10 protein-coding genes and 1 tRNA gene are annotated in these 22,566 nt (G+C 50.5%); 3 read left to right on the top strand and 8 right to left on the bottom strand.

The genetic code is table 11. The annotated features are described in order from the left end of the window. Positions 1–10: 10 nt before the first annotated feature. The gene (locus L6475_RS14365) at positions 11–2,977 is read right to left on the bottom strand and encodes a fasciclin domain-containing protein (RefSeq protein WP_237821222.1); all 2,967 of its coding nucleotides are present in this window, start codon (positions 2,975–2,977) and stop codon (positions 11–13) included. 427 nt (positions 2,978–3,404) lie between these two features. After that, on the bottom strand, positions 3,405–6,578 hold the full coding sequence (locus L6475_RS14360) for a hypothetical protein (protein ID WP_237821220.1): 3,174 nt from the start codon (positions 6,576–6,578) through the stop codon (positions 3,405–3,407). A gap of 247 nt (positions 6,579–6,825) precedes the next feature. Between L6475_RS14360 and L6475_RS14355 the strand changes: the two genes are divergently transcribed. Beyond that, on the top strand, positions 6,826–10,593 hold the full coding sequence (locus L6475_RS14355) for a glycosyl hydrolase (RefSeq protein WP_237821218.1): 3,768 nt from the start codon (positions 6,826–6,828) through the stop codon (positions 10,591–10,593). A 457-nt stretch (positions 10,594–11,050) separates the two neighbouring features. Here the strand turns inward: L6475_RS14355 and ndk are convergent, their stop codons facing one another. Further along, positions 11,051–11,515, bottom strand: coding sequence for a nucleoside-diphosphate kinase (ndk, locus tag L6475_RS14350; protein WP_237821216.1), 465 nt, complete (start codon positions 11,513–11,515; stop codon positions 11,051–11,053). Positions 11,516–11,840: 325 nt separating this feature from the next. Here ndk and L6475_RS14345 point away from each other — a divergent pair, with 325 nt between their 5' ends. Then, entirely contained in the window at positions 11,841–14,573 is a 2,733-nt protein-coding gene (locus L6475_RS14345; protein WP_237821214.1) for a family 78 glycoside hydrolase catalytic domain, read from the top strand. Then, entirely contained in the window at positions 14,570–15,892 is a 1,323-nt protein-coding gene (locus L6475_RS14340) for a hypothetical protein (RefSeq protein WP_237821212.1), read from the top strand. Before L6475_RS14345 ends, L6475_RS14340 begins: the two co-directional genes overlap by 4 nt. Before the next feature lie 224 nt (positions 15,893–16,116). On the opposite strand, the gene L6475_RS14335 is transcribed toward L6475_RS14340, so the two are convergent. The 5 genes from L6475_RS14335 to L6475_RS14315 all read right to left on the bottom strand — a co-directional run bounded on the left by L6475_RS14335 (position 16,117) and on the right by L6475_RS14315 (position 22,473). Further along, positions 16,117–18,117, bottom strand: a complete 2,001-nt coding sequence (locus L6475_RS14335) for an alpha-L-arabinofuranosidase C-terminal domain-containing protein (protein ID WP_237821210.1) — start codon at positions 18,115–18,117, stop codon at positions 16,117–16,119. Between the two features lie 148 nt (positions 18,118–18,265). Further along, complete coding sequence (locus tag L6475_RS14330) at positions 18,266–19,069, bottom strand: gluconate 5-dehydrogenase (RefSeq protein WP_237821207.1); 804 nt, start codon at positions 19,067–19,069, stop codon at positions 18,266–18,268. Between the two features lie 237 nt (positions 19,070–19,306). Further along, positions 19,307–20,164, bottom strand: a complete 858-nt coding sequence (kduI, locus tag L6475_RS14325; RefSeq protein ID WP_237821205.1) for a 5-dehydro-4-deoxy-D-glucuronate isomerase — start codon at positions 20,162–20,164, stop codon at positions 19,307–19,309. A 159-nt stretch (positions 20,165–20,323) separates the two neighbouring features. After that, a tRNA-Gln gene (locus L6475_RS14320) sits at positions 20,324–20,394 on the bottom strand. 132 nt (positions 20,395–20,526) lie between these two features. Beyond that, positions 20,527–22,473 carry an Omp28-related outer membrane protein gene (locus tag L6475_RS14315; RefSeq protein WP_237821203.1) on the bottom strand — a complete coding sequence of 649 codons (1,947 nt, stop codon included), beginning with the start codon at positions 22,471–22,473 and terminating at the stop codon, positions 20,527–20,529. Positions 22,474–22,566: the final 93 nt, after the last annotated feature.

The following is a 22,566-nucleotide window of genomic DNA, read 5'->3' as shown; positions in this document are numbered from 1 at the left end:
TTTCCATTTTTCAATCCTTAATATATCGTTTCCATAAGTAGCTCTCGTACTGCTTCCTGAATTTGTTCAGTCGGGCAGCAGCTCCCTTGGCCTTCCACATAAAGTCATAGCGACCATTGTCCTGTCCGGCCACACCGCGGTTGGTATGGGTGTTCAGTGGAGTGCTGATTTCATGGACAGTGGCAAACGATGAGGTTGAGATGGCATGATTGGTGAATATGTAGTCACGTGTCAGTGCATTCGACAAGTGGCTGGCATCATTGGCGTTGATGGTGATGGTCTGACCGCGACGGTCTTTGACCACCAGTTTGTTGCTGCCGCCACTCACGTTCAGTTTCTGGCGAATACCCAGTGTATCGGAAGTAGCGGTGGGATACTCACCACTCTCCACTACATTGTCGGCAAATACCGAGTTGTCCTGGAAGTGATAGCGCACGAAGGTGTTGATTTCCTCCACCATGGCCAGCACTTGGTTGCGGGCATTCTGTACATCCTCGCTGAACGAACCGGTCTTCTTGCCTTCTGCTTTCTCGTTCTTCCACTGTTCTGACCATACGTCGTAAACGGCTTTCACGTCGTTCCAAGTGGGCAGTCCCAGTCCGTAAGCGGTCTGCATGGCATTGTCGTTAGGCGCATAAACAGTGTAGTTATAGGTGTTGAAATAGTTCACATTGTCGGTCAGACCACCTTTGGCAATGAAGGTGCGATAGGCATCCATACCCTTTTTGTGGGTGATATTGCTCTCCTTCACCAGTTTGTCGCTGGCAAACTCCATCAGGTCTTCTATGCTGAAGTCTTCATCGGTGGTGTCAATATGCCAGTTACACAGTTTCAGGAACTCACTGAACTGCGTGTTGTCCTGCAGTACGTTGAGCACCGACTGCTGTGGAGCCTGAATAATGTGGTCCAGCGTATAGGCCACACCGTTCTGCTTGTTCTCGGCTTCTGTCACGTTGGGCAGTACAATGTCGCCGTCAATGGGAGCGCCGCCAGTAACGGTACCGCCTTTATAGATCACCTTGCCGTCGGTAGTGGGCACCTTCTCGTTGTTATGGATATAACAGATGGCACCGCCGTGCTTGGTCTTATAGTATTTGTTGCCATTCGAACCAATGGTCTCGCCGTTGCCGAGTACCACGGTGTGGTAGTTCAGAATATCGATGAGCTGTGACTTGTATTCCGAAGCCGAAACAGACTTTGGAATCAGATTACCAATGGTCTTGTTCACGGGGTCGTACTCATACTGCTCACAGAACAGGTAAGGAGTCTTGTTCTGCCAGTAGAACTTCAGGGCGCGGGGCTGACTCTCCTTCAGGTAGGCAGGGTCCACATAATAGGTGGCAAAAGCCTCGTCGGTAGGAATGAAGAAAGCGTAGTTGGCGCTCATGGCCAGCAGATAGGCATAGTAGTTCAGACCCAGTTTAATCACATTACGGGTCTTACCGTCATACACTGCCTCGTTCATCACCTTCATGTTGTCCTTCAGTGTGACAGGAGCTGATACGGCCACCAGTGAGGGTGGAGCAAACATCTTGTTCAGCATATAGGCCACACCATTGTTGGCAATCTTCACGTCGAACGAACCGTCGGCGTTCTTGTTGATCACGTCAAGCGAGAGGCCCATGGGGTCGCTGGCTTCGTCCATCACGTGTCCGAACTTTGAAGGAACGGTGTTCACGAACGATTTCTTCATCAGGTTGCTCACCAGCTGGTTGATGTTCTTCAAGGGGATAGAGTCGATGTTCTCAGACAGGTTTCCAAGTGTGTTGGCCTGTTTGCCGAACTGTTTGATCAGGAACTCACCCTCGCCGCCGGGCAGGAAGAAGTTGGCCAGTGCGTCATCGGTAGGCACGAACATGGCTGCAATATCCTTATAGCTGTTCTCGCCCGTACCATTGTTATAGTTGTTCCATCCTGGATCGTAAGGCAACAGTTCGGGGAAGTTGATGCCGTTGGGGTCCTTGTTCAGAGAGTCGCCCTGTGAGTACACACTCATATAGCGCATCTCGAAGATGGTATCTACCAGTGCCAGGTTGTTGGCCTGGGCATAGTCGTTGTAGTTCTTCGTAACACCCATGTTCTTGTAGGGGGCGGAGAAACGGTCGAGCATACGGCTGAACAGGTTGCTCTCGCCATTGTTGCGAATCAGCTCTGCCAGGTTTCCCGGTGGCACCAGAACGTCCTGCATCTGGTGTATATAGCCGTTCTTACAGGTCACATCGGGACCGATAATCTTGTTACGGAAAATGTAGGCCGAATGTTCCTGTGCGTTATAAGGCGTACCGGTGATCACCTCAAAGTCGCTGTTCTTTCCCTGTGTGGTGATAGCGTTGGTGGTCATCTGTTCCTCGGTGAAATGCACCATCATCGGACGGGTGGCGTCCATTACCAGGTGAATACCGCGGTCTATATATTTTGTCCAGTAACTATTGTTCTTGGGCATTTTTTCCTCTGTGTTCCAGAAGGAGATGGTGTCAATAATATTGGCAGCCGTCTGGTGTTTCATGGCTTGGCCCTGAGTTACTGAGGTGTTGTCGTTGGGAATGTTCGAAAGCATTTCCACCAACAATGTGTTGTCGAGCATTGAGGCATAGAGCAGTTGTTTCTTCATGGGCTCTGTCAGTTCCTCATAGCTTTTCACTCCCCATTGGTTGTTGGCAAAGAAACGCTCAAAAGCCTCGTCATTAGCAGGGAAAATGGTTTTCGAACCAGTTTTTGCCAATGTCTCGTCATACCCCAAATCGTCGATGAGCCGCAAGTAGTTTTTGAAGGTTCCCGAGAGAATGACCTTTTCGTCGGTGTTCACCATTTCTGGATTTTGCAGCGTTTCGTAAATGCTGCCACCCAGCCAAGAGGGATAGTTACCCTCATCGTCCAGATCATAATCGTCCTTACAGGCGGTGAATCCTCCACAAACAATGGCCATACAGAATCCCATACAGGTTCGCCTGGCCAGTAGAGTAAAGTGGTTATTCATACGTTTTGATAAGTTATTTGTATTTTATTCTTGTTGTTTTTTTTATTTTTTCTATAGGAACTATAGGAACTATAGGTACTATAGGTACTATAGTCACTATCTCCTCAATAGTCTTTATCTTAAGAAGCCTTTCCTCGCGCGTACGCGCTATATATATAAGGTGGCTTTCGTTGTTTTCTTCTTTGGTGGGCTGCCCGGAGAGCTGCCAGTTTCTGTTAGAGCTTTGATTGCTCTGATTGTTCAGATTGCTCTGATTATTCTGATTATTCTGAATATTCTGATTATTCTGAATTTTCTGATTATTCTGATTATTCTGAATACTCTGAATACTCTGATTATTCTGAATTTTCCGATTATTCCGATTATTCTGATTTTTTGAATAGTCCTGTGCGCTCGCTGCGAGCGCACAGGACTATAAGAGAGTATGTTATTTCACAATTACCTTCATGGCCTTGCCATTCTTGATCACGATGTTCAAACCACGCTGCAGTTTGGCTGCACGTACACCGTTCAGAGTGTAGATGCCATCCAGAGCAACTGCGTTGTTCTTCACATTCTCAATACCGTCGGCGATAGGACCAGCCCAGCCATCGTTATTGCCTTCAGCGGTGCGAGTCAGGGTGAAACCGTTTACGCTGTACCAAGAACCGGCAAATGTCTTCTCAGTACCGAAAGCCTCGCCACCAGCCAGGAAGCCGATAGTCAGCTTGTGGTCAGTAACTACGATATCCTTGATCTCTAGATGCTGCCAGCCGCGGCCAATACCGCCGTTAGCCTGTGCAATAGCATAGTAGTAAGCATATTCGTCATCTTCCTCAGACAGTTCGTCGATCTTTGCTTTAGCCTCTTCCCATACTGGACCGTGAGAATCGCTGGCAACCTTTTCAACCTCTTCTTGTGTCTCACTATCAATTTCTGTATAGGTGTAGAGAGGAATCTCAACGAAGACAGTGTCATTATCAACCTTAGTGAACAGGTAAGCACCCTCGGCAGGAGTACGTGCATATACACCCAGTGTGTAAGTACCGTTAGGCAGAGAAGCGATATCCTGAGAAACTCTGTGACCGCTCAGACCGTTGCCGTTCCAAGAATCGAAGAAAGGAGCTTTGCTGTCGTCCATCCACTGACCAGAGGTCTTGATTGGGCCGTCGCCGTTACCCTTTTCGATGTTCCATCCGTCGGTACCCTCAGCGTTCGGGTTGATGATGAATGCAGTGAAGTCGGTAGCATCCTTGTCGTCAGCGATGTTCTGCATCTCTACCAGAGCGATAGCAGCCTTCAGCTTGCTTACGTAGGTGTTTACGACGGTCTCGTCCTGCATCTTGATCAGCAGCTGTTCCTTCTGGTGGTTCATCATAGTCTCCAGGTAGTCCTTGCCTTGGTTAGAAGACTTAGCAGCCAGTTCAGCAGCCTCGTTGAATACGGGAGCGTAGTTGTTCACGTAGTTCTTGGTCAGGTTTACCTCAGCATCGATGTTCTTATAAGAAGCGCTGTCACTCTTCAGCCAGTTCATAGCATAGTTGTAAGCGAACTCTACCAGTTCCTTGGCAGCGCCATAAGCGCCTTCAGTCTTCAGTGAGTCACGCAGGGTGGGCAGGGTCTTGCCGTTCATCCAGTACTCAGCATATTTGTTCTCACTCTTCACAGCCTCGTCGAGGGCAGCGTTCATGCCTGCAATAGCAGGAGCATAGTCAGAAGAGCCTTTGAACTTGGCAATGCTGTCGTTCAGAGCCTTCTTGTCGGCAGCGAAGTGCATGGTGTCAACCATTGCGGTAGCAGCGTCGAGCTTGCTCTGCAGCAGAGCCTTCAGGGCATCAGCACCGGCTTCGCCCAGATATTCCAGCTGGAAGTTGGTAGCGCAGAACCAGCCGGCAGAACCGCCTATGCCAAGGCCAGAACCCATAGCACCGATAGTCAGCTTACCATTGGTAACGAGTACTTTCTCAGCAGCAAGTGTGCTCCAGAGACCATCGTTAGAGTCAGCCCAGTCACCACTTGTAAGAGCGCCTGACTTGAAGGTACCCAGTTCGCTGATAGCATATACATGCTGATCGCTTACCCAGTCGGCCTGAGTGATCAGATCACCCTTCACGGTGTAGTAACCGTTAGGCAGGTCGGTCAGATCCTGTGCAATACCGATAGTAGTGATGTTGCTACCCCAAGCGTTCCAGCAGCTACGGCCCTGAGCAAAGTTCAGACGCTGGTCACCGCCAGTGAACTCACCGCTCTTGTACCAGCCCTCGCTGGTGAAGTCGTCGCTGCTGCTGCCTGCGGTGTAAGCGTTCTCATACTCAGCTACACCATCATTGAGAGTAGGCTCAAGATTTGACTTGATGAACCAGGGATTCTGAATCAGGAGGGTGTAGTTGGCAGGAGCTTCAGCTGAAGCATTCTGTGAGAATACGTAAGCCTTGATAGCATTCTTGGCCTCTTCCTCAGCACCGAAAATCTGTGCAGAAGTTCCATTCTCGAAATAATTGGTGATACGGAGAACAGCTTCATCGAAGGCATTCTTTCCAGGGAAGTTATACTTGTCGGAAATAGCTTGCAACTGCAGCACAATGGCATCCAGTTTTTCAGCAGCAGCAATAGCTTCCTTGAAGTAAGCCAGTTTCTCGATAACATCTTTCAGGGCAGCCTCTTTTTGGTCCATTGTGCCATCGTCGATGATATCGCTGAGGTCCTGTGAATAGCCATAGATTTCAGCAGCCAATCCTTTCATACCTGCATCATCGGCAATTGTGCTCTGCTCGGTAAGACTGTCAGCCATAGCGTTCAGGTCGGCATTGATCAGTTCCTCGGGATCCACCTCGCCAATCTTGTACAGCTTGATACCGTCGAGGCCTACGATAGGCATACCGCCAGAACCGGCGTTGGCAGCCTGATAGCCGAACTGCATGGTGAAGCTGGCAGTAGCGTCGAACTCGAACTCATGCTTGGTCCACTCCTGATTCTGCAAACCGGTACCCTCCTCATCCTTGAACACATCGCGGCGACAGGTGATCTGTGTCAGGTCAGTAGCCGTCTGAGTAGTGTTAGGATTGATGTTGATAGTCCAGTACTCCAAGCGATATCTTGCAGGGGGAAGGTTAACATCCTGTCTGTAGATAGCTTTTCCGCCCCATCCGGCACGCAGATAGACAAAGCCTTCGCCAGCTTCGAACTCTCCGTTCTGAGGACGGGCAGGAACAAGCAGATAGGTTGTTCCGTCGTCGGCGATGGGCACTGCAGTCTCGCCCAAGTCATAGGCGACACTGCCAAAATAGGTCCACTCACACTTGGGGAAGTCAGCACCAATGTACTTCCATCCATTGATACGACCGGCAAATCCGTTCACGGCTTCCAGTTTGCGACCGTCGGCGCGGGTCTGCGAGCTGGTCTCTTTTGGACGGGCATAAACGGTACTGTCGGCAGCGATAAAGGCCCAGCTACGGTCACTCAGTGACTGCTGTGAAGCTTTCTCCTTCATGGTTCCGTCAGCCTGGAACGTCAGGTCCTCATCGAATCCCGCATTCTTGATGTAACTTGTTACATCCACTTCCTGTGCCAATAATGGCGATGCCATCATTGCACCCATTGCGAAAAGTAATAGTTTTTTCATAAGTAAATAAAGTTAGTAAATAATAATATTATTATCTAAATAAATATGGTTGTTCAGTGCTAGTAGCTGTGAAGTATTTATTTATACAGCGATTAATCATTGCAAAAGTAGGAATTTTTTTAAAATAACGGCTATTTTTTTTAAAAAAAAGTGCCATTGTACATCAATTTAGACTTGATTTATATCATTTTTAGCATATTTTCCTTATCTTTGCACGCACAAGACACTAATTATAAATCAAAACAATATGCAATTGAAACGAATGCTCTGTTGTTGGGGACTGGCCTCTTTGTCTGCCCTGAGCCTATGGGCTGCCAACACGAAAGAAACCGTCAGTCAGGTGACTACTGCCGTCGAACTGACCACCGATATCGATTATGTGGTGAACGGTGAGACTCCCTTTGCCGACGATGGCGTGGTGAACATCGTGAATACCGACCATGCTGTGCTCATCATTGAGCGCGTAAAACCCTCAAAGGTCATCGCATCGCTATTGGCTAACCGTGTGAAAATCAAGGGCGCCGTGGCCAAGAATAATGTGAACTGTCAGGTGCGTCTATATGGTACCCGCGGTGCCATGATTCTGCCTTACGCCTCTACCGACAAGCCTCTCACCGTCTATAGCGAACAGAACTTCCAAGGCGAAAAGTGCAGCGACTTCGGACTGGAGAACGATGGCGGCTATATGGTGACGCTCACTGACCAGAAACTGAACAACCGCATCCGCTCGTTCCGACTCAAGCGCGGCTATATGGTGACCTTCGCCACCCAGAAAAGCGGCTACGGCTATCAGCGTTGCTTTATTGCCAACAACGAAGACCTGGAGTTTGCCACACTGCCACAGATTCTCGACGGAAAAATCTCCAGCTACCGAATCTTTAAATGGAACACCGCCGGCAAGAAAGGCCTGGCCAGCAATACCGATGGCTCGGCCTGCGATGCCCTCAACGTCATCAGCTGCTACGGATGGGACACCGGTCGCGACATGAATCCCGACGTGGAGTGTGTGCCTAATCATATCTACGAGGACTATCCTTCATCGGCTGCCTGCGGAAAGGTCACGTGGTCGGCTCACATGAAGACCAACAACGAGCCCCGCAACTCGTCGGACGATAATCCGCAGTCGCTCACTACTATTCTTAACAACTGGCAAAACCTGATGCGCACCGGAATGCGCCTCTGCTCGCCCTCGTCATGGGACGGCAGCGACTATACCGACGGCTCGGGCTTCATCAAACAGTTCCTCGACAGTATCGATGCACGTGGCTGGCGATGCGACCTGGTCGATCTGCACTGCTACTGGCTCATCGACAACTTCAACAACCTGGGAACCATGCATTCGAAATACAAGCGCCCGCTGTGGATATCGGAATGGATCTGGGGCGCTTCATGGAACAATAACGGTGCCTTTGAAAGCGGAAAAACCGATGGCGACATTGCCTGGGCGGTGGAACAGATCTACAACAAACTGAACAGCTATGGCTATGTAGAGCGCTATTTCTACTGGAACAGCGAGTCGAAAGGCAAGCTATATAGTGGCGGCTCGCTCACGCAGGCCGGTAAGAAATATGCCAACATGCTTTCGGGCATGGGCTATAACAAGAGCTATGAGAAGGTGCCCAACCTGCCCAAAATGCGTGGCGGCTATCGCGACTTCCGTGTAAACACAGCTGCAGGCAAGGCCACCATCACCTGGCACGACTACGACGGTGAGTACAACCAGTTGATGGAGGTGCTGCGCAAAGAGCCGAACGGTGCCTGGCAGGTGTGGCAGACGGTGAAGCCGGAGGATGCCGAAGCCGACTACTCACTCATTGACGACAGCTATACCGACGGTACCCGCTATCGTCTGCATATACGTAGTTTCAGCGGTCGCGACTACTGGAGCTCAGAGGATATGGAACCTGGCGAGCCCATCGATATGGGTGAAGGAAAACTGTGCTTTGTGGGCGGTAATGTGTTGCCCAATGGCGACTTCCGTATGGGTCTCTATGGATGGACTAACGGACAGGGACAACCCCTCTCACCGACTTGGTTCGGCGTCTATCCGAAAGCACTCACCGATGGCTATTTCCTCCAGTGCCTGGGCGATCAGGGCAAGACCAACGAGGCCTCTCTGCTCACTGCCTTTGAGGTGGTACCGGGTGCCGACTACGTGTTTCGCATGGGCGGTCAGAATGCGGGTGAATATATCAAGGTGGTGACTCGTCCGAAGGGGGATGAGAACAACGAGAAGAACCGTCTCACCCTGGCCAACAAGACCTTCTGGACCACGCAGCAGGCCATTTTCAATACTGAGAGTCACAACGAGGCTGTACTGGCCTTCCGTTGGCTGGGCGGAACAGCCCAGTTGGGCGATATGGAACTGTACCGCCTGTTCCCCACACGCGAAGAGGCCATTGCCGACGGTATTGAACAAACCCGCAAGCAGGCACAGATGCTGATGGAATGGAACACCCAGCTGCCCGCCCTGAATGCCGAACTGCAGGCCATCCTCTCCGTTGCGACTCAGTCGCAACAAACCGGACCCGCCCCACAGGCCCATTCACCCCAAATTGCCCAAATTGCCCATTCAACCCAAATCGCCCATTCACCCCATCACTCCTCCCTCTCCCCCGAAGACCTCCTCTTCACCATCACCCAGGCCATGGAAAACATGCAGCAGGCCATTGTCAACAAGCAGGCCATCGACTCGCTGCTCATCGTTGCACGTGCCGTGGCCGACTGGGACTTCGACGGGCGCGAGCTGTTGCAGCAGGCCATGGAAGAGGCCTCCAGTGCCGTTTCTGCCGACGAGATCAACAATGCCCGCTGGAACTTGCAACACATGCTCAACGACTTCCTGCCCCTCGCCGAAGCCGCTACGCAGCCTAAATCGCCCAGTTTCAGTGCTACCGACGGCTGGGAAGTGAAGGTGGGTACTTATACCAAGGGCGATCAGCGCACGGCTACGAAGGAAAACCTCACCTGCTGGAATGCCTGGTGGAGCGGAATCAGTGCTTCCGAGGGCGAACAGCAGACCATGGAGATACGCCAAACCGTCAGCAACCTGCCCGAAGGCCTCTATGTGCTGGAGTGCAAGGCCCTGACCGAACACAACTGTCTCAGCGACCAGCACGGATATATTAAAGTAGTGTCTTCGGATAAATCAGAAAATTCAGAATCATCCGAAACCCCAACTCTGAAACGCGACTACCTGGATATTCCCAATACCATCTCGGCCTGGCAGACCATGACCTCTACTCCAGTCTATGTGGCTGAAGACGGTCAGGTGACCATCGGTTTCAAGGGCTCGAAGAAAGGTGCCGTTGATAATGCATGGCGCAGCTATGGCGTGAAATACGATGACGCATCCACCAATACCGGCGACAAGCGCGAAGGATGGTGGTGCGCCACCGACTTCCGTCTGCTTTTCCATCCGCTCATCAAGAAGACGGTCGCCCCCGGATGGGGCACCATCTGTCTGCCCTATGCCTATCGTGTGCCAAAGGGTATGAAACTCTACGAGATTGCCGGTCTGATGGCCGACTACCAGCATATTGCCCTGCAGGAGGTGGAAGAGGCCGAGCCCGGTATGGCCTATATCTTTATAGCCGACCAGAAGGATGTGACCTATTATGTATATGGTGATGCCCGTCGTACCCCCGTCAACCGCGGAAAGAACAATATCACGGGCTTCTTCAAGTCGAGCATCAGGGCCGCCGCCGGCAGTTACCTGTTGCGTGACGATGGTGCATGGCACCGTATCACCGAGCCTGAGAGTCCCGGTTACTACCAGGCCTATATCATCAAGGCCAAGGGTATGGACATCCTCGATGAATGGGGTGGAGTGATGATGCCTATCTACGGGGTCGTTGACGAACTGGGCAAGCCTTCGGGCATTGAAGGAATGAGTGCTTCGCCCGCCGAGCCCTCCGCTCTCTATGATCTGCAGGGACGCCGCCGCACAACAACTGCCAACGGTTTGCTCATCGAAGTGGATCAAAAAGGTAAAGCAAGGAAGGTTGTCAGATAAGACACGAAAATGAATTTTGGCCAGAATTCGAAAAATTCTGGCCAAAATTTTAAAAATAATGGCCAAAATTTATTTTCACCGACTTATTCCTGAGTTTGTATTCTTAAACAAATACCACTTATTTCGACCACGGATTGAACGGATTGAACTGATTGGACGGATTTTTATAAGATTTTCTCTTTAGATTTTTCGTCAGATTTTGAGGAGTGAAACGACGACCCTTAATTCCTGGGCGCTCCGCTTAAAATCGAACGAAAAATCTGATTTCAAAATCTTAGCCTCTGCGCAGCGGTTTTTAAAATCTTAGCCTCTGCTCAGCGTTTTTTTGGACCGTAGGTACGGTTCTGTTTCAAAGGAATGCTTCTTGTTTTGCGGAGGAACACGATGAGGCCACAAAAAAATTATAGCTATAATCGCGAAAATTATAGCTATAATTCTTTAAATTTTAGCTATAATTCTATTTTGCTTCACCAGCGCCATAGACGAACGGAAAGGCATTTGCCTGATAATCGAATAACTCTTCCGGACGGAAAAAACGCTTTAGCTCAATCTCTGCATTCTCTACCGAGTCGCTGGCATGAACAATGTTCTGCTGGTTGCTCATTGAATAGTCGCCACGGATGGTGCCGGGGGCAGCCTCGCGGCCATTGGTGGGTCCGGCCATGGCGCGTACCACCTTCACGGCTTCTACACCCGAGAGGGCCAGGGCAATGACGGGCGATGCCTGCATAGAGGCAGCCAGTCCGGGGAAAAAAGGCTTGTCAACCAAGTGTGCATAGTGCTCGCGAAGAATCTGGTCGCTGAGTTGCATCATCTTCATGCCTGAGATGCGCAGGCCGCGGCGCTCAAAACGGTTCACCACTTCACCAATCAGCTGGCGTTGTACGCAGCCGGGTTTCAGCAATACTAATGTTGTTTCCATGTATCAATAAATTGTTTTTAGGTAATTTTGATTGAATGCTTAGATTTCTGTTTCTCTTCGGTTGCAAATATATGCAATAATCTTGAATCATACAAATTTCGTTCTCAAAAACTTGATATTGATACAGTTATGTTCGTTTTTGATATACTCCGATTCGTTTATTTTCTATTTTTGCAGCAAGTTTTCGTCATGACGAATGATTCAATAACTAACGAATGTACCAATAACTAACTTATTTGAGAGAATAATGAATAGCAGTAACTTAACCTTTTTGTATGGGAGAGTCTTTTTTTTATTTGTCTTTAGCCTTTTTGCAGTTGGCGGGATGGCTCAGACGAGTATCTATGACTTGAGGTGCGAGAACCTTCACAGTCCGCTGGGCATCGACAACACCCATCCGCATTTTTCCTGGAAACTGAGCAGTACTGAAAACGGCAACCATCAGACAGCCTACGAGGTTCAGGTGGCCACATCGGTTGAGAGCCTGACAAACGGGAGTCCAGACCTGTGGGCATCGGGCAGGGTAGAGTCTGATCAAAGTGTGATGGTAGATTACGAAGGAAAGAGTCTGGTCTCACGCGACCTTTGCTACTGGCGGGTGCGCGTTTGGGATGCCCAGGGCGAGGCATCCGACTGGAGTAGTGTGGAGCGGTTCAGTATTGGCATCCTGAACAATGAACTTGCTGGCAGTTATATCGGTGCCAAAGAAGAATATGAGGCGAAAGCGCCGCTGGTGAGAAAGATGTTGCAGATAGACACCGAGGGGATGGTGTTTGTACACGTCAACTCGCTAGGCTATCATGAGTTGTATGTCAACGGACAGAAAGCCACCGACCATGTGCTGCAACCTGCCGTATCGCAATTGGACAAACGCTCGCTGATTGTAACCTATGATGTGACACCCTATATTCACTCGGGAAGCAACGATATTGTTATCTGGCTGGGAAAAGGATGGTATAAGCACACGGTGTTCAAAACCCAGTATGACGGTCCGGTGGTGAAAGCCGAGATAGATCAGTTGGGTAGCGACGGCTGGAGGACGATAGCCAGTACCGGCGCTGACTGGCAGGTATCGGCCAGTGGCTATTATGATACAGGTCGCTGGGACGGACTGGGTTTTGGAGGCGAACTGATAGACGGAGCGAAAAATCCACACACCCTGACAACGGCCGAACTGGATGAGCGCGACTGGCACCGTCCCTGTGTGGCCGAGATCATGGGTATTGCGGCTACGCCTCAGATGTTTGGTGGCAACAGGATTGGAGAAACCGTCCAGCCGGTGAGCGTGACACTGCAGAGCGACGGCTCGTGGATGGTAGATATGGGAAAGGTGTTTACAGGGTGGTTGAAGGTATCGTTTCCAAACATGAAAATGGGTGATGGCTTCAGGGTGGAATATACCGACCACATTATGCCAGGCGAAGGTTTTCAGTCGCAGGGCGAAAAGGATGAATATAGCAGTAGCGGCATTCCCGAACATGATGTATTCCTAAATAAGTTTCACCATCATGTTATACGCTATGCCCGTATCACTCCCTTTGAAGAGGCTTTGGGCGAGGAAGCTCTGGCAAGAGGCGTTTCGCTGAGGGCGCCCGTTACGCAAAAACCTGAAGTAGCAGGATTTTCCATCACCGGTACAGAAGAGGAGACATCGACTTTCTCCTGCAATGACGAAGACATCAACCAGATACACGACATGATACACCGTACGGTAGAGAATCTCACCTTCAGCGGCTATATGGTGGACTGTCCGCATCTGGAGCGACAGGGCTATGGCGGTGACGGCAATGCCTCGATCATGACGCTGCAGACCATGTATAACACCGCCGACACGTACTATAACTGGATGCAGGCATGGAGCGACGTGATGGACGATAACGGCAGTCTGCCCTATGTGGCTCCGGCCGGTGGAGGCGGCGGTGGTCCGTTCTGGTGCGAGTTCTTTGTCAAGGCACCATGGCGCACCTTTCTGAACTATGGCGACAAACGCCTGCTGGAACGCTATTATGACCAGGCCAGGAAATGGATGGATTATGTGGAGTCATGGTCGAAGGATCATCTGCTCACTCCCTGGCCCGACACCCAACAGCGTATCTGGTGGCTGGGCGACTGGCTGGCTCCAAACGGGGTGGATGCCGACAGCGAGACTACCAAAGGACTGGTGAACAACTGTGTGGTGAGCGATGCCTGTCAGACCATGATGAAAATGGCCAGCGTATTGGGTAAGGAGGATGACCGACAGGCGTATGAAGAGAAGGCAAACGCCATTAACCGTGCCATCCGTGACAAATACTACAACCGGCAAGCACACACCGTAGGAGCCGCAACTCCACTGGATATGTCGTATGCCCTGCTGACGGGTGTCGTTCCGGAGAATGAACGTGAGGCTGTCGTGGCCAGACTGCTGGCGTTGCAAAAAGAGAAATACAAGAGCCATATAGCCGTAGGACTTGTGGGCGTGCCGGTGTTCACCGAATGGGCTACACAACAGCGACAGGCCGACATGATGATGACCCTGCTGAAAAAACGAGACTATCCAGGCTATCTCTACATGATAGACAATAACGCCACTGCCACCTGGGAAGAGTGGGGAGGGTCGCGCTCGCATCTGCACAACTGCTACAACGGCATAGGCACTTGGTTCTATCAGGCACTGGCAGGACTGATTCCCGATGAGACACAACCGGGCTATAAGCATTTCTTTATTGACCCGCAATGCCCCGACGGAATCACTCATGTGAAAATGTCAAAGCCTACCCCCTTTGGCCCCGTCGTAATAGAATGGACAAAAGAAAAGGAGGCCGCAAGCATCAGCTATCGTATCGACGTGCCCGTTGGCGCTACGGCTACACTCGTAGGCAGACATGACGGAATGACCGAGAACATGCTGCTGCAGTCGGGGCATCATGAGGTGAACTTGCCTTTCGATACAAGTATTCACGAACAGAAACAAACGTACAGACTGAATACACGCCTGTACAACATTGTCGGACAACAGGTGGACTCTCAATTCAAAGGGATAGTGATTAATAACGGAAGAAAGGAAATCAGAAAATGAAAAAGATATTTGCAGTAATTGTTTGTGTGGCTTTCAGCATCATGGCCAGTGCCACACCTTTCAAAAACGTGTGGGCCACACTGGAAACAGCCACCACCGGAGCCGGTACCGTCTATATGACCTGTGACGACCCCAATCCGAAGAAAGAATCGGAAACCGGTGTAACGACAGAGTTACAATGCACCCTTACCGAAAACAGCGGCGGATATCCTGTCACGCTTCACGCCATTCCTGAAGAGGGGTGGACATTCATTGGCTTTACCAATATACTGCGTGAAGACGGAAACTATCAGAACAGCGACTTCGTGAGTAGGGACAATCCGGCCAAGGTGTTCATTACCATTGATCGTACAACTGAGACTGCGGTGGCCATTGACGCATCGGATACAGAACTGGAAAGAACACGTAATGTGGCCCGGCAGAAAGAACCTTGGCCGGATGAGCCCGATGCCCGTTTCTATGCCGTGTTTGTACAGAAAAGTGATAAAAAGATGCTCACAGGACTCATTCGCTATGCCGACTGTCAGCAACCCGACGGAAGCGGGGCAATGGGCAGTATTGAGCATCCCGAAGTCATCTTCGAGGGTGACGAGGTGACAGCGGTAGGGAAACCTCGTCAAGGATGCTCGTTTGTGAAGTGGACTGATGATGCGGGAAAGACCGTGACTACCAACCCCAACTTAACGTTTACGGCTGAAGAAGGGGTGGCCTATACAGCCCATTTCAAAATGGATGCCGTTGAAGTGGGGCCCACCCTCACACGTACGTTCAGTGCTACGAAAGCCGTTGACCTGCAGGGACGACAGGACATCAAAGCCTATTTTCTGGTGTGGACATGGCGTGACGAGCTAAGCCCCCGACAGGTAGATTTCATTCCGCATGGTGCCGGGGTACTGCTGAGGAGTGAGGCCAGCGGCAATTTCGACTTCTGTACTGATGTGACCGAAAGTGATGAATTTCATTTTCTCAGCCAGACGGAACCTTCCTTTTATAGCAACAACCTACTGAAAGGATGTGGCGACAAAGAGGTAGAGGCTGATGGCACGCTCTATGTGCTTGCCGATAAAAGTCAGGGACTTGGCTTCTACCGACTGAAGAGAGGCGAGAAGGTTCCTGCCGGCAAAGCCTACTTGTCAATCGTTGACGAAAATCTTGATTTTATTCCCCTGAAACAACCACAAGATGCCAGAGAACAGACCACCCTGAAGGTGACTACGATAAAGCATTCTGCTCATGGTGAAATGTCGGAATTGTATAATTTAAAAGGACAGAAAGTGAACAGCAATTATAAAGGTCTGGTCATTTCAAAGATGAAGTGATAAAGAGGGTAAAATGTTAAATTTTTTCGGCATTGAAAAGTTTTTTTAAGAAAAGCTTGGCCGTTATTTACTTTTTTTGTACCTTTGCAACAAGAAAAAAACAAATAGTGAAAAACTAATTTACTAAAACTATCGAAAGACACAAAGAGTCGGACTATTTCAATGATAGTCCGACTCTTCGTTTTATCAAGGTTTGCCGTCAAGGCAAATTGTCGATTTTGTCCTTACAACTGATATTCCAGCATCACGAACGAATAGGGGGCTACGGTGAGGGTCGCCTTCTTCTGTGCCTTCACGGTAGTGGTCTGCGGAACAACGGGCTGTGCCTCGTAGTTGTTCTCGGCATCGGGAGCACCCGTGAGTACGGTCTTCGTGGCGGTCTTCTTCAAGGGGAAGCGACTGAGGTTCAGTCGGGCCTCGACAGGCTGGTCGCCGGCATTGCAGAGTTTCACATAAAGGCGGCGCGTCTTCACGTTCAGTACCACCGACTGGCCGTAGCGGCTCTTGTCAACAGGCTGGCAGACGTCGGGCTCGTCGCCCTCGAAACGGACGCAGTCGCCATAGTAATACTGTCCCGACGACTGTCCGAACATCTGCTGAACATAGTAACTGCAGGTGAGATAGAGACGCTCATTGTCAAAATAGATGAGGTCGGGGTTCCAGTTGGTGGCATCCTTCTTGGCAAAGAGGGGCGCATAGCTGGTCATGCACACCACATCGCCATTGCGCTCTACATGGAGCAGGTAGAGAGCCTCGGCCAGGGCATCGATGAGTTTCTTGTCCTTGGCGGCATACTCACCCAGATAGACCTTCGTCTTGCGGTCGCGTGGATACTTGTCGTACTGGCGGGAATTGAGGAAATAGTCATGTTTCTCGTAGTAATGCTCGTCGATGATGGGCATGCCAATTTCCTCAGCCAGTTTCCAACCGTTTTCAAAATCGCCGTTGCCGGGATGAGAGCCAGGACCGGCAGTACCCACGATGATAATCTCGGGGTGGGCGGCCGTCACCTTCTCATACATATACTTGAATCGCTCAGCAAACTCGGGCGAGATGCGCTCCTCATTGCCAATACCTAAGTATTTCAGGTTGAAGGGAGCGGGATGACCAGCCTCGGCACGCTTCTTCGCCCATGCCGATGTGGCGGGATCGCCATTGGCCCACTCAATAAGGTCGAGGGCATCCTGTACCCATTCGTCCATCTGGTTCATGGGAACCACGTCCTGTGCCTGATGGCGCATGCCCCAACCGCCACCGGCACCCTGACAGCTCACACCACAGGGAAGGATGGGCAGCGGCTCCATCTGCAGGTCTTCGCACAACAGGAAATACTCATAGTAGCCGAGACCCATGGACTGATGGTAGCCCCACGTGTTCTTCATCTGCTGGCGCTGGTGGCGCGGACCGATGGTCTGTTTCCAGCGATAGGTGTTCCAAAAACCGTCACCGCCGCCATGTACCACGCATCCGCCGGGGAAGCGCATGAACTTTGGATGAAGGTCGGCCAAGGCTTGAACGAGGTCCTTGCGCAAACCGTGACCCTTATAGGTGTCCTGCGGCATGAGTGACACGTCGTCGAGGCGCACATCACCCTCGTTGAGCATCAGAATCTGAAGGGCTGCTTTCGTGCAGTCCTCACTGGGAGTGAGGGTAGCCTTGTATTCAGTCCATGAGGAATGGAAACGCAGTCTGTTTTCTCTGCCTTCGGGCATCTTCTTGGCAGCGAGGTCGAAGATGGTGTCGGCCAGCAGTTTAGGGTCTTTGCCCCATCCCTGCGGCTCTACCAGTGCTACACGCACCTGTTTGGCTTCGCCGATATTAATCATGCGCATGGAGAAATCGTACTTGGCACCAGCCTTCAGTACGATGCCGCCGAAACCGTCGTTCTGCAGACCGAATCCTTTCCAGCCTTTGTAGTCGTAATACTCCTTGACGCGCTCCACATGCAGCAGCATTTCGGTGTTGGAGATATAAGGATGGGTATAGCTTTGGAATGCCGGTATGCCCGTTGTGGTGGGGCGGACGAAGCCGAGTGAATGGCCTGGGCGTGCAATCTTCCACGCTGTGGAAGGGCCCCAGCCGTCGTGCTCGTTGGCATTGAACTCGAACGAGCCGTTCTGTAGCAGTTCGGCAAACAGGCCGCCGTCGGCACTCGATGAGATATCTTCAAAGAAAATGCCTATCAGCTGGTCGCTGATGGCTTTGCCGCCTTTCGGAGCGTTCATAGGCTTCTGCGCCATGGAAGAAAGCGAAAAACAGCATAGTAAACTTGCAAAAAGAGTTTTCTTGAGCATAGTTATTGGTTGTTTGTTTATAAAAAAAGGAGGAGCTTAGGAGAGTTTAACTCCTACACTCCTCAATAATAGCACAATCTTACTTAGGCTGCTTGCCAATGTAAGCCAGGATACCGCCATCTACATAGAGTATGTGACCGTTTACGGCATCTGAAGCGTGAGAAGCCAGGAATACAGCAGGACCACCCAGTTCAGAAGGATCGAGCCAACGGCCGGCAGGTGTCTTGGCACAGATGAAGCTGTCGAACGGATGACGGCTTCCGTCGGGCTGACGCTCGCGCAGAGGAGCGGTCTGAGGAGTAGCGATATAGCCCGGGCCAATGCCGTTGCACTGGATGTTGTACTCACCATACTCAGAGCAGATGTTGCGGGTGAGCATCTTCAGACCACCCTTGGCTGCTGCATAGGCAGAAACGGTCTCACGACCCAGCTCAGACATCATTGAGCAGATGTTGATGATCTTACCCTCGCGGCGCTCCATCATTTCAGGAATAACGGCAGAAGAGCAGATGAACGGACCAACAAGGTCGATATCGATAACCTGCTGGAACTCGGCGCGCTTCATCTCGTGCATGGGGATGCGCTTGATGATACCGGCATTGTTCACCAGGATATCAATCTGACCTACCTCAGCGTGAATCTTCTCAACGAGAGCCTTCACAGCATTCTCGTCGGTCACGTCGCATACGTAGCCCTTTACATTCTCAATACCAGCCTCTTTGTAGTTGGCCAGGCCGCGCTCCAGGGCAGCCTCGTTAATGTCGTTGAAGATGATGTTCTTTGCACCGGCAGCCACGAAAGCCTTAGCGATGTTGAAACCAATGCCATAGGAAGCACCTGTGATCCAGGCATTCTTTCCCTCAAGTGAAAACATGTTTGTCATAATTGTTCTATAAGCCCCCTAAGTTAGAGGGATGGGGGTCTGAACATGCGCTCATCGCCCCGATTAATTGTTAATAAAATGTTTGTTTGTTATATTTATTATTCGTCTGTTCGTTCAGACCCACAACCTGTTCGTTCGTCTGTTCAGCCCCCCATCCCCCTCGCTCGGCTCAGCCGCTTTGCGCAGCTAAGAACTTAGGGGGCTCGTGAAGATTCGTCTGTTCAGACCCCCACCCCCCTATCTTAGGGGGCCTGTGAAATCTTGATCTCCATAGTCGAGATTCTCTCCTCCCATGCCCCAGATGAAGGTGTAGTTGTGGGTGGCAGCGGCAGAGTGGATGCTCCATTCAGGCGAGAGAACAGCCTGATTGCCACGCATCCAGATATGACGGGTTTCCTGAGGCTCGCCCATGAAATGACAGATGGCCTGGTCGTCTGGAATGTCGAAATAGAAATAAGCCTCCATGCGGCGGGAGTGAGTATGGGCAGGCATGGTGTTCCACACACTGCCAGTGGCCAGTTCGGTCATACCCATCTGCAACTGACAGGTAGGGAGCACCTGATTGACCAGCATTTTATTGATGTTGCGCTCGTTAGATGTCTCCAAAGCACCCATGTGGGCTACCACGGCATCCTGTTTGGTTACCTTTTTGCAGGGATAGGCACAGTGGGCGGGGGTAGAGTTGAAATAGAACTTGGCAGGATTTTGCTGGTCCTTGGAAATGAAATGCACTTTGCGGTCGCCTCTGCCTATGTATAACGCTTCCTTGAAACCGAGTTCAAAGAGCTGTTCAGGCTCTCCATTGCTACCGGCACCTACGTGCACACAGCCAGGACCGCCAACATTGTAGATACCCACCTCGCGACGAGTAGTGAAGAAGGGAGCCTTCAAAGGGTCGATGGCTTCGAGCAGCAATTCCTCGCCTTGGGGCATGGCACCGCCTACCACCATGCGGTCGTACATGGAATAAACCATCTGCACCTCGTTGGGCACAAACAGTTGCTCTATCAGAAAGTCGCGGCGCAGGCGAGTAGTATCGTACTTACGGGCATCTTCAGGATGAGCCGCATAGCGGATTTCGTAGTTAGTTTTCATTTTGATAAGTATTGACTGTCCGCAAATTTACGAAAAAAGTTAGGAGCACAATAGTACAATGGTGAATGAAAAACACTATTAAATGTTTTTTCGTAGATGTTAACAGAAAATAGGAAGACAAAAAAACAGCCATCCAACGGATAGCTGTTTAGGAATGTGTTGGACGACTCGGATTCGAACCGGGAATGACAGAACCAAAACCTGTAGTGTTACCATTACACCATCGTCCAATACAAAAAAAGCATGCGACCTCTTTCGAAATCGCATGCAAAGGTAGTTCATTTTCGTGATATTACCAAATTTTTATTCTAATTCTTTACAATGAAAGAATTGAGTAGATGCCTTTTATGGCATTTTGGGACTTATTTGATCATCACTTTCTTTACCGATCCATCAGCCATGCGGATGATGTTCAGACCATGCTGGGCAGCATTGAGCTGACGACCGTCGAGGGCATAGCGCTGCTGTTTGCCAGAAGTTGCGGTACCGAGAGTATTCTCAATGCCTGCTGCATTATCTGTACCATCGATGGTTGACTTAGCAGCATTGGCTATCTTGCCTTCGCTATTGATGAGAAGGGCAACGACAAATACTTTCTTCTTATCAATGGCACTGACCAATTCTTTCTTTGCTGTGCCGACAGGCATAGACAGTGTGTAGCTGTTTGTAACTTTTTCGCCATCTTTCAGCTCACCGGGAGCGGTGGTCTGAGTGCTCTTAGCGTTGGCAATAGCTACGTCGTTGAACACAGGATAGTAGGCCACGTAAGATTGGTCATAGATTTGGCCCGTGCTAAACAGGAATTGCAGATCAGCAGGCAGCTGCGAGGGGCTGGTAAACTGGCCGTATGCACTATGATAATAGTTGTGCTGACGCCAAGGCTGTGTGGTACCGGTCAGACCGTCGGCAATGAGCACATACTCTATCTTGTAGGTGCCGTCAATCACCGGTTCGATGGTGGCTGTCGCCGTTACTTCGCTGGAGTCTGCATTCCATTCGCCTTTTACGCTCAGTCCAGCTGTGGCCGGAATAGCGAGTGCAGCGCGGAAGTCGTCGAATACGTCGTTACCACTACCATAGTAGGGGTCAATCAGATCACCACGGTTGATACGAGCAGATGGAGCACCTTCGTATGATACGTGGTTGTAGGTGCTGATGTACATAGCATCCTGGTTGAGGTTTGAGGTATAGCGGTGGATACCGATACCGATGAAGTCTTCGCCAAACTCATTGCGCATCTTATCCATACCGACAAGACCGCGAGGGCACCAACCACAGGTTGTACCAGTGTATTCTTCTACTGCTACACCACGCTTTACGAACTTGCTGACGGTGGCAACGGTGAAGTTGGCAGACTTAGAAGTGGCATTGTTGGCATTGCCATTCACCTTAGTGATGGTAAGGGTCTTTTCAACTATTCCGGATTTTTCATCGGCCTTTACAGGAATGGTGAAGTAGCCACTCTTCAGGAATTCCACGGGATTGTCGAGTGTAACAGTCTGCTCTGCGCTTGTCTCACCGTTGGCAGTAATGGTATAGCTGAGGCTGCTGATGGCTGTCTCACCACCGTTGGTCACCTGAACCTTGGCTGTGGTCTCCTTGCCCAGTTCAACATAGTGAGTGCCGAAATCTACAGGACTTGCTACATTGTCGGGGAACTCACCACTGAGCTTAACGTTCAGGTAGAGCTTACCAAAGCCATTACCATACATGTCTGTCCAGTTAGGAACTGCATTATCGGTCTTGATGACAAGTGCATTGGGCTCATCTTCACCTGCAATGAAGATAATAGGATATTTGTCGTTCTGGGTGGTAGCTTCTGTGATGGTGAAGCTGTAGCCTACATAAGCGCCATCGACAGGAATTTCAAAAGGCTGGTCGAAGGTAACCTCAGCAACACCGTCTGCACCAATTTCACTGTTATCTACACTCTTCAGCCGAGCGGTGCTTGTCTCATCAACAGCACCGGGAGCCTCTGTAGCTATCCACGCCTTGACATCTGTTGCGTGCTCGGCAACCAAGGCAAAGCGAACTGCCTGAATAGTCTTTCCACCAGCAAAAGCATGATTGCCAGGAATGAAGATGGCACAATGGTAGGTGTCGGCAGCTTGAACACCAAGCAGGTTCCATCCTGACTGATCGGTTTCGGGAGTATAACCCCACCAAACAGTACCGGCTTCGGCAGCACGGAAAGTATTGGCCTTGGCGGCACGGGGGGCGTTAAACTGGTAAGGAACGGAAGCAAACTGTGCAAACACACTTGTTGCTGACAGCACTAAGGCTGCGAGAAGGAGTAAACTTTTTCTCATAAATATAATTTTTGCGTTAAATGGGTTTTGCTTATGATTTTAATAATTTATGCTCGTTAAACCTAAAAACTGTTGGCAAAAGTACACAAAAAG

Source organism: Prevotella sp. E9-3, from assembly GCF_022024015.1.
GTDB lineage: Bacteria > Bacteroidota > Bacteroidia > Bacteroidales > Bacteroidaceae > Prevotella.
The sequence above is the reverse complement of the archived record's forward strand: the minus strand, read 5'-3'. Positions and strand labels throughout refer to the sequence as shown.

Excerpts from the sequence above, each read along its gene's own strand:
- L6475_RS14365 (WP_237821222.1), bottom strand. The coding sequence starts at position 2,977 with ATGAATAACCACTTTACTCTACTGGCCAGGCGAACCTGTATGGGATTC.
- L6475_RS14360 (WP_237821220.1), bottom strand. The coding sequence starts at position 6,578 with ATGAAAAAACTATTACTTTTCGCAATGGGTGCAATGATGGCATCGCCA.
- L6475_RS14355 (WP_237821218.1), top strand. The coding sequence starts at position 6,826 with ATGCAATTGAAACGAATGCTCTGTTGTTGGGGACTGGCCTCTTTGTCT.
- ndk (WP_237821216.1), bottom strand. The coding sequence starts at position 11,515 with ATGGAAACAACATTAGTATTGCTGAAACCCGGCTGCGTACAACGCCAG.
- L6475_RS14345 (WP_237821214.1), top strand. The coding sequence starts at position 11,841 with ATGGCTCAGACGAGTATCTATGACTTGAGGTGCGAGAACCTTCACAGT.
- L6475_RS14340 (WP_237821212.1), top strand. The coding sequence starts at position 14,570 with ATGAAAAAGATATTTGCAGTAATTGTTTGTGTGGCTTTCAGCATCATG.
- L6475_RS14335 (WP_237821210.1), bottom strand. The coding sequence starts at position 18,117 with ATGAACGCTCCGAAAGGCGGCAAAGCCATCAGCGACCAGCTGATAGGC.
- L6475_RS14330 (WP_237821207.1), bottom strand. The coding sequence starts at position 19,069 with ATGACAAACATGTTTTCACTTGAGGGAAAGAATGCCTGGATCACAGGT.
- kduI (WP_237821205.1), bottom strand. The coding sequence starts at position 20,164 with ATGAAAACTAACTACGAAATCCGCTATGCGGCTCATCCTGAAGATGCC.
- L6475_RS14315 (WP_237821203.1), bottom strand. The coding sequence starts at position 22,473 with ATGAGAAAAAGTTTACTCCTTCTCGCAGCCTTAGTGCTGTCAGCAACA.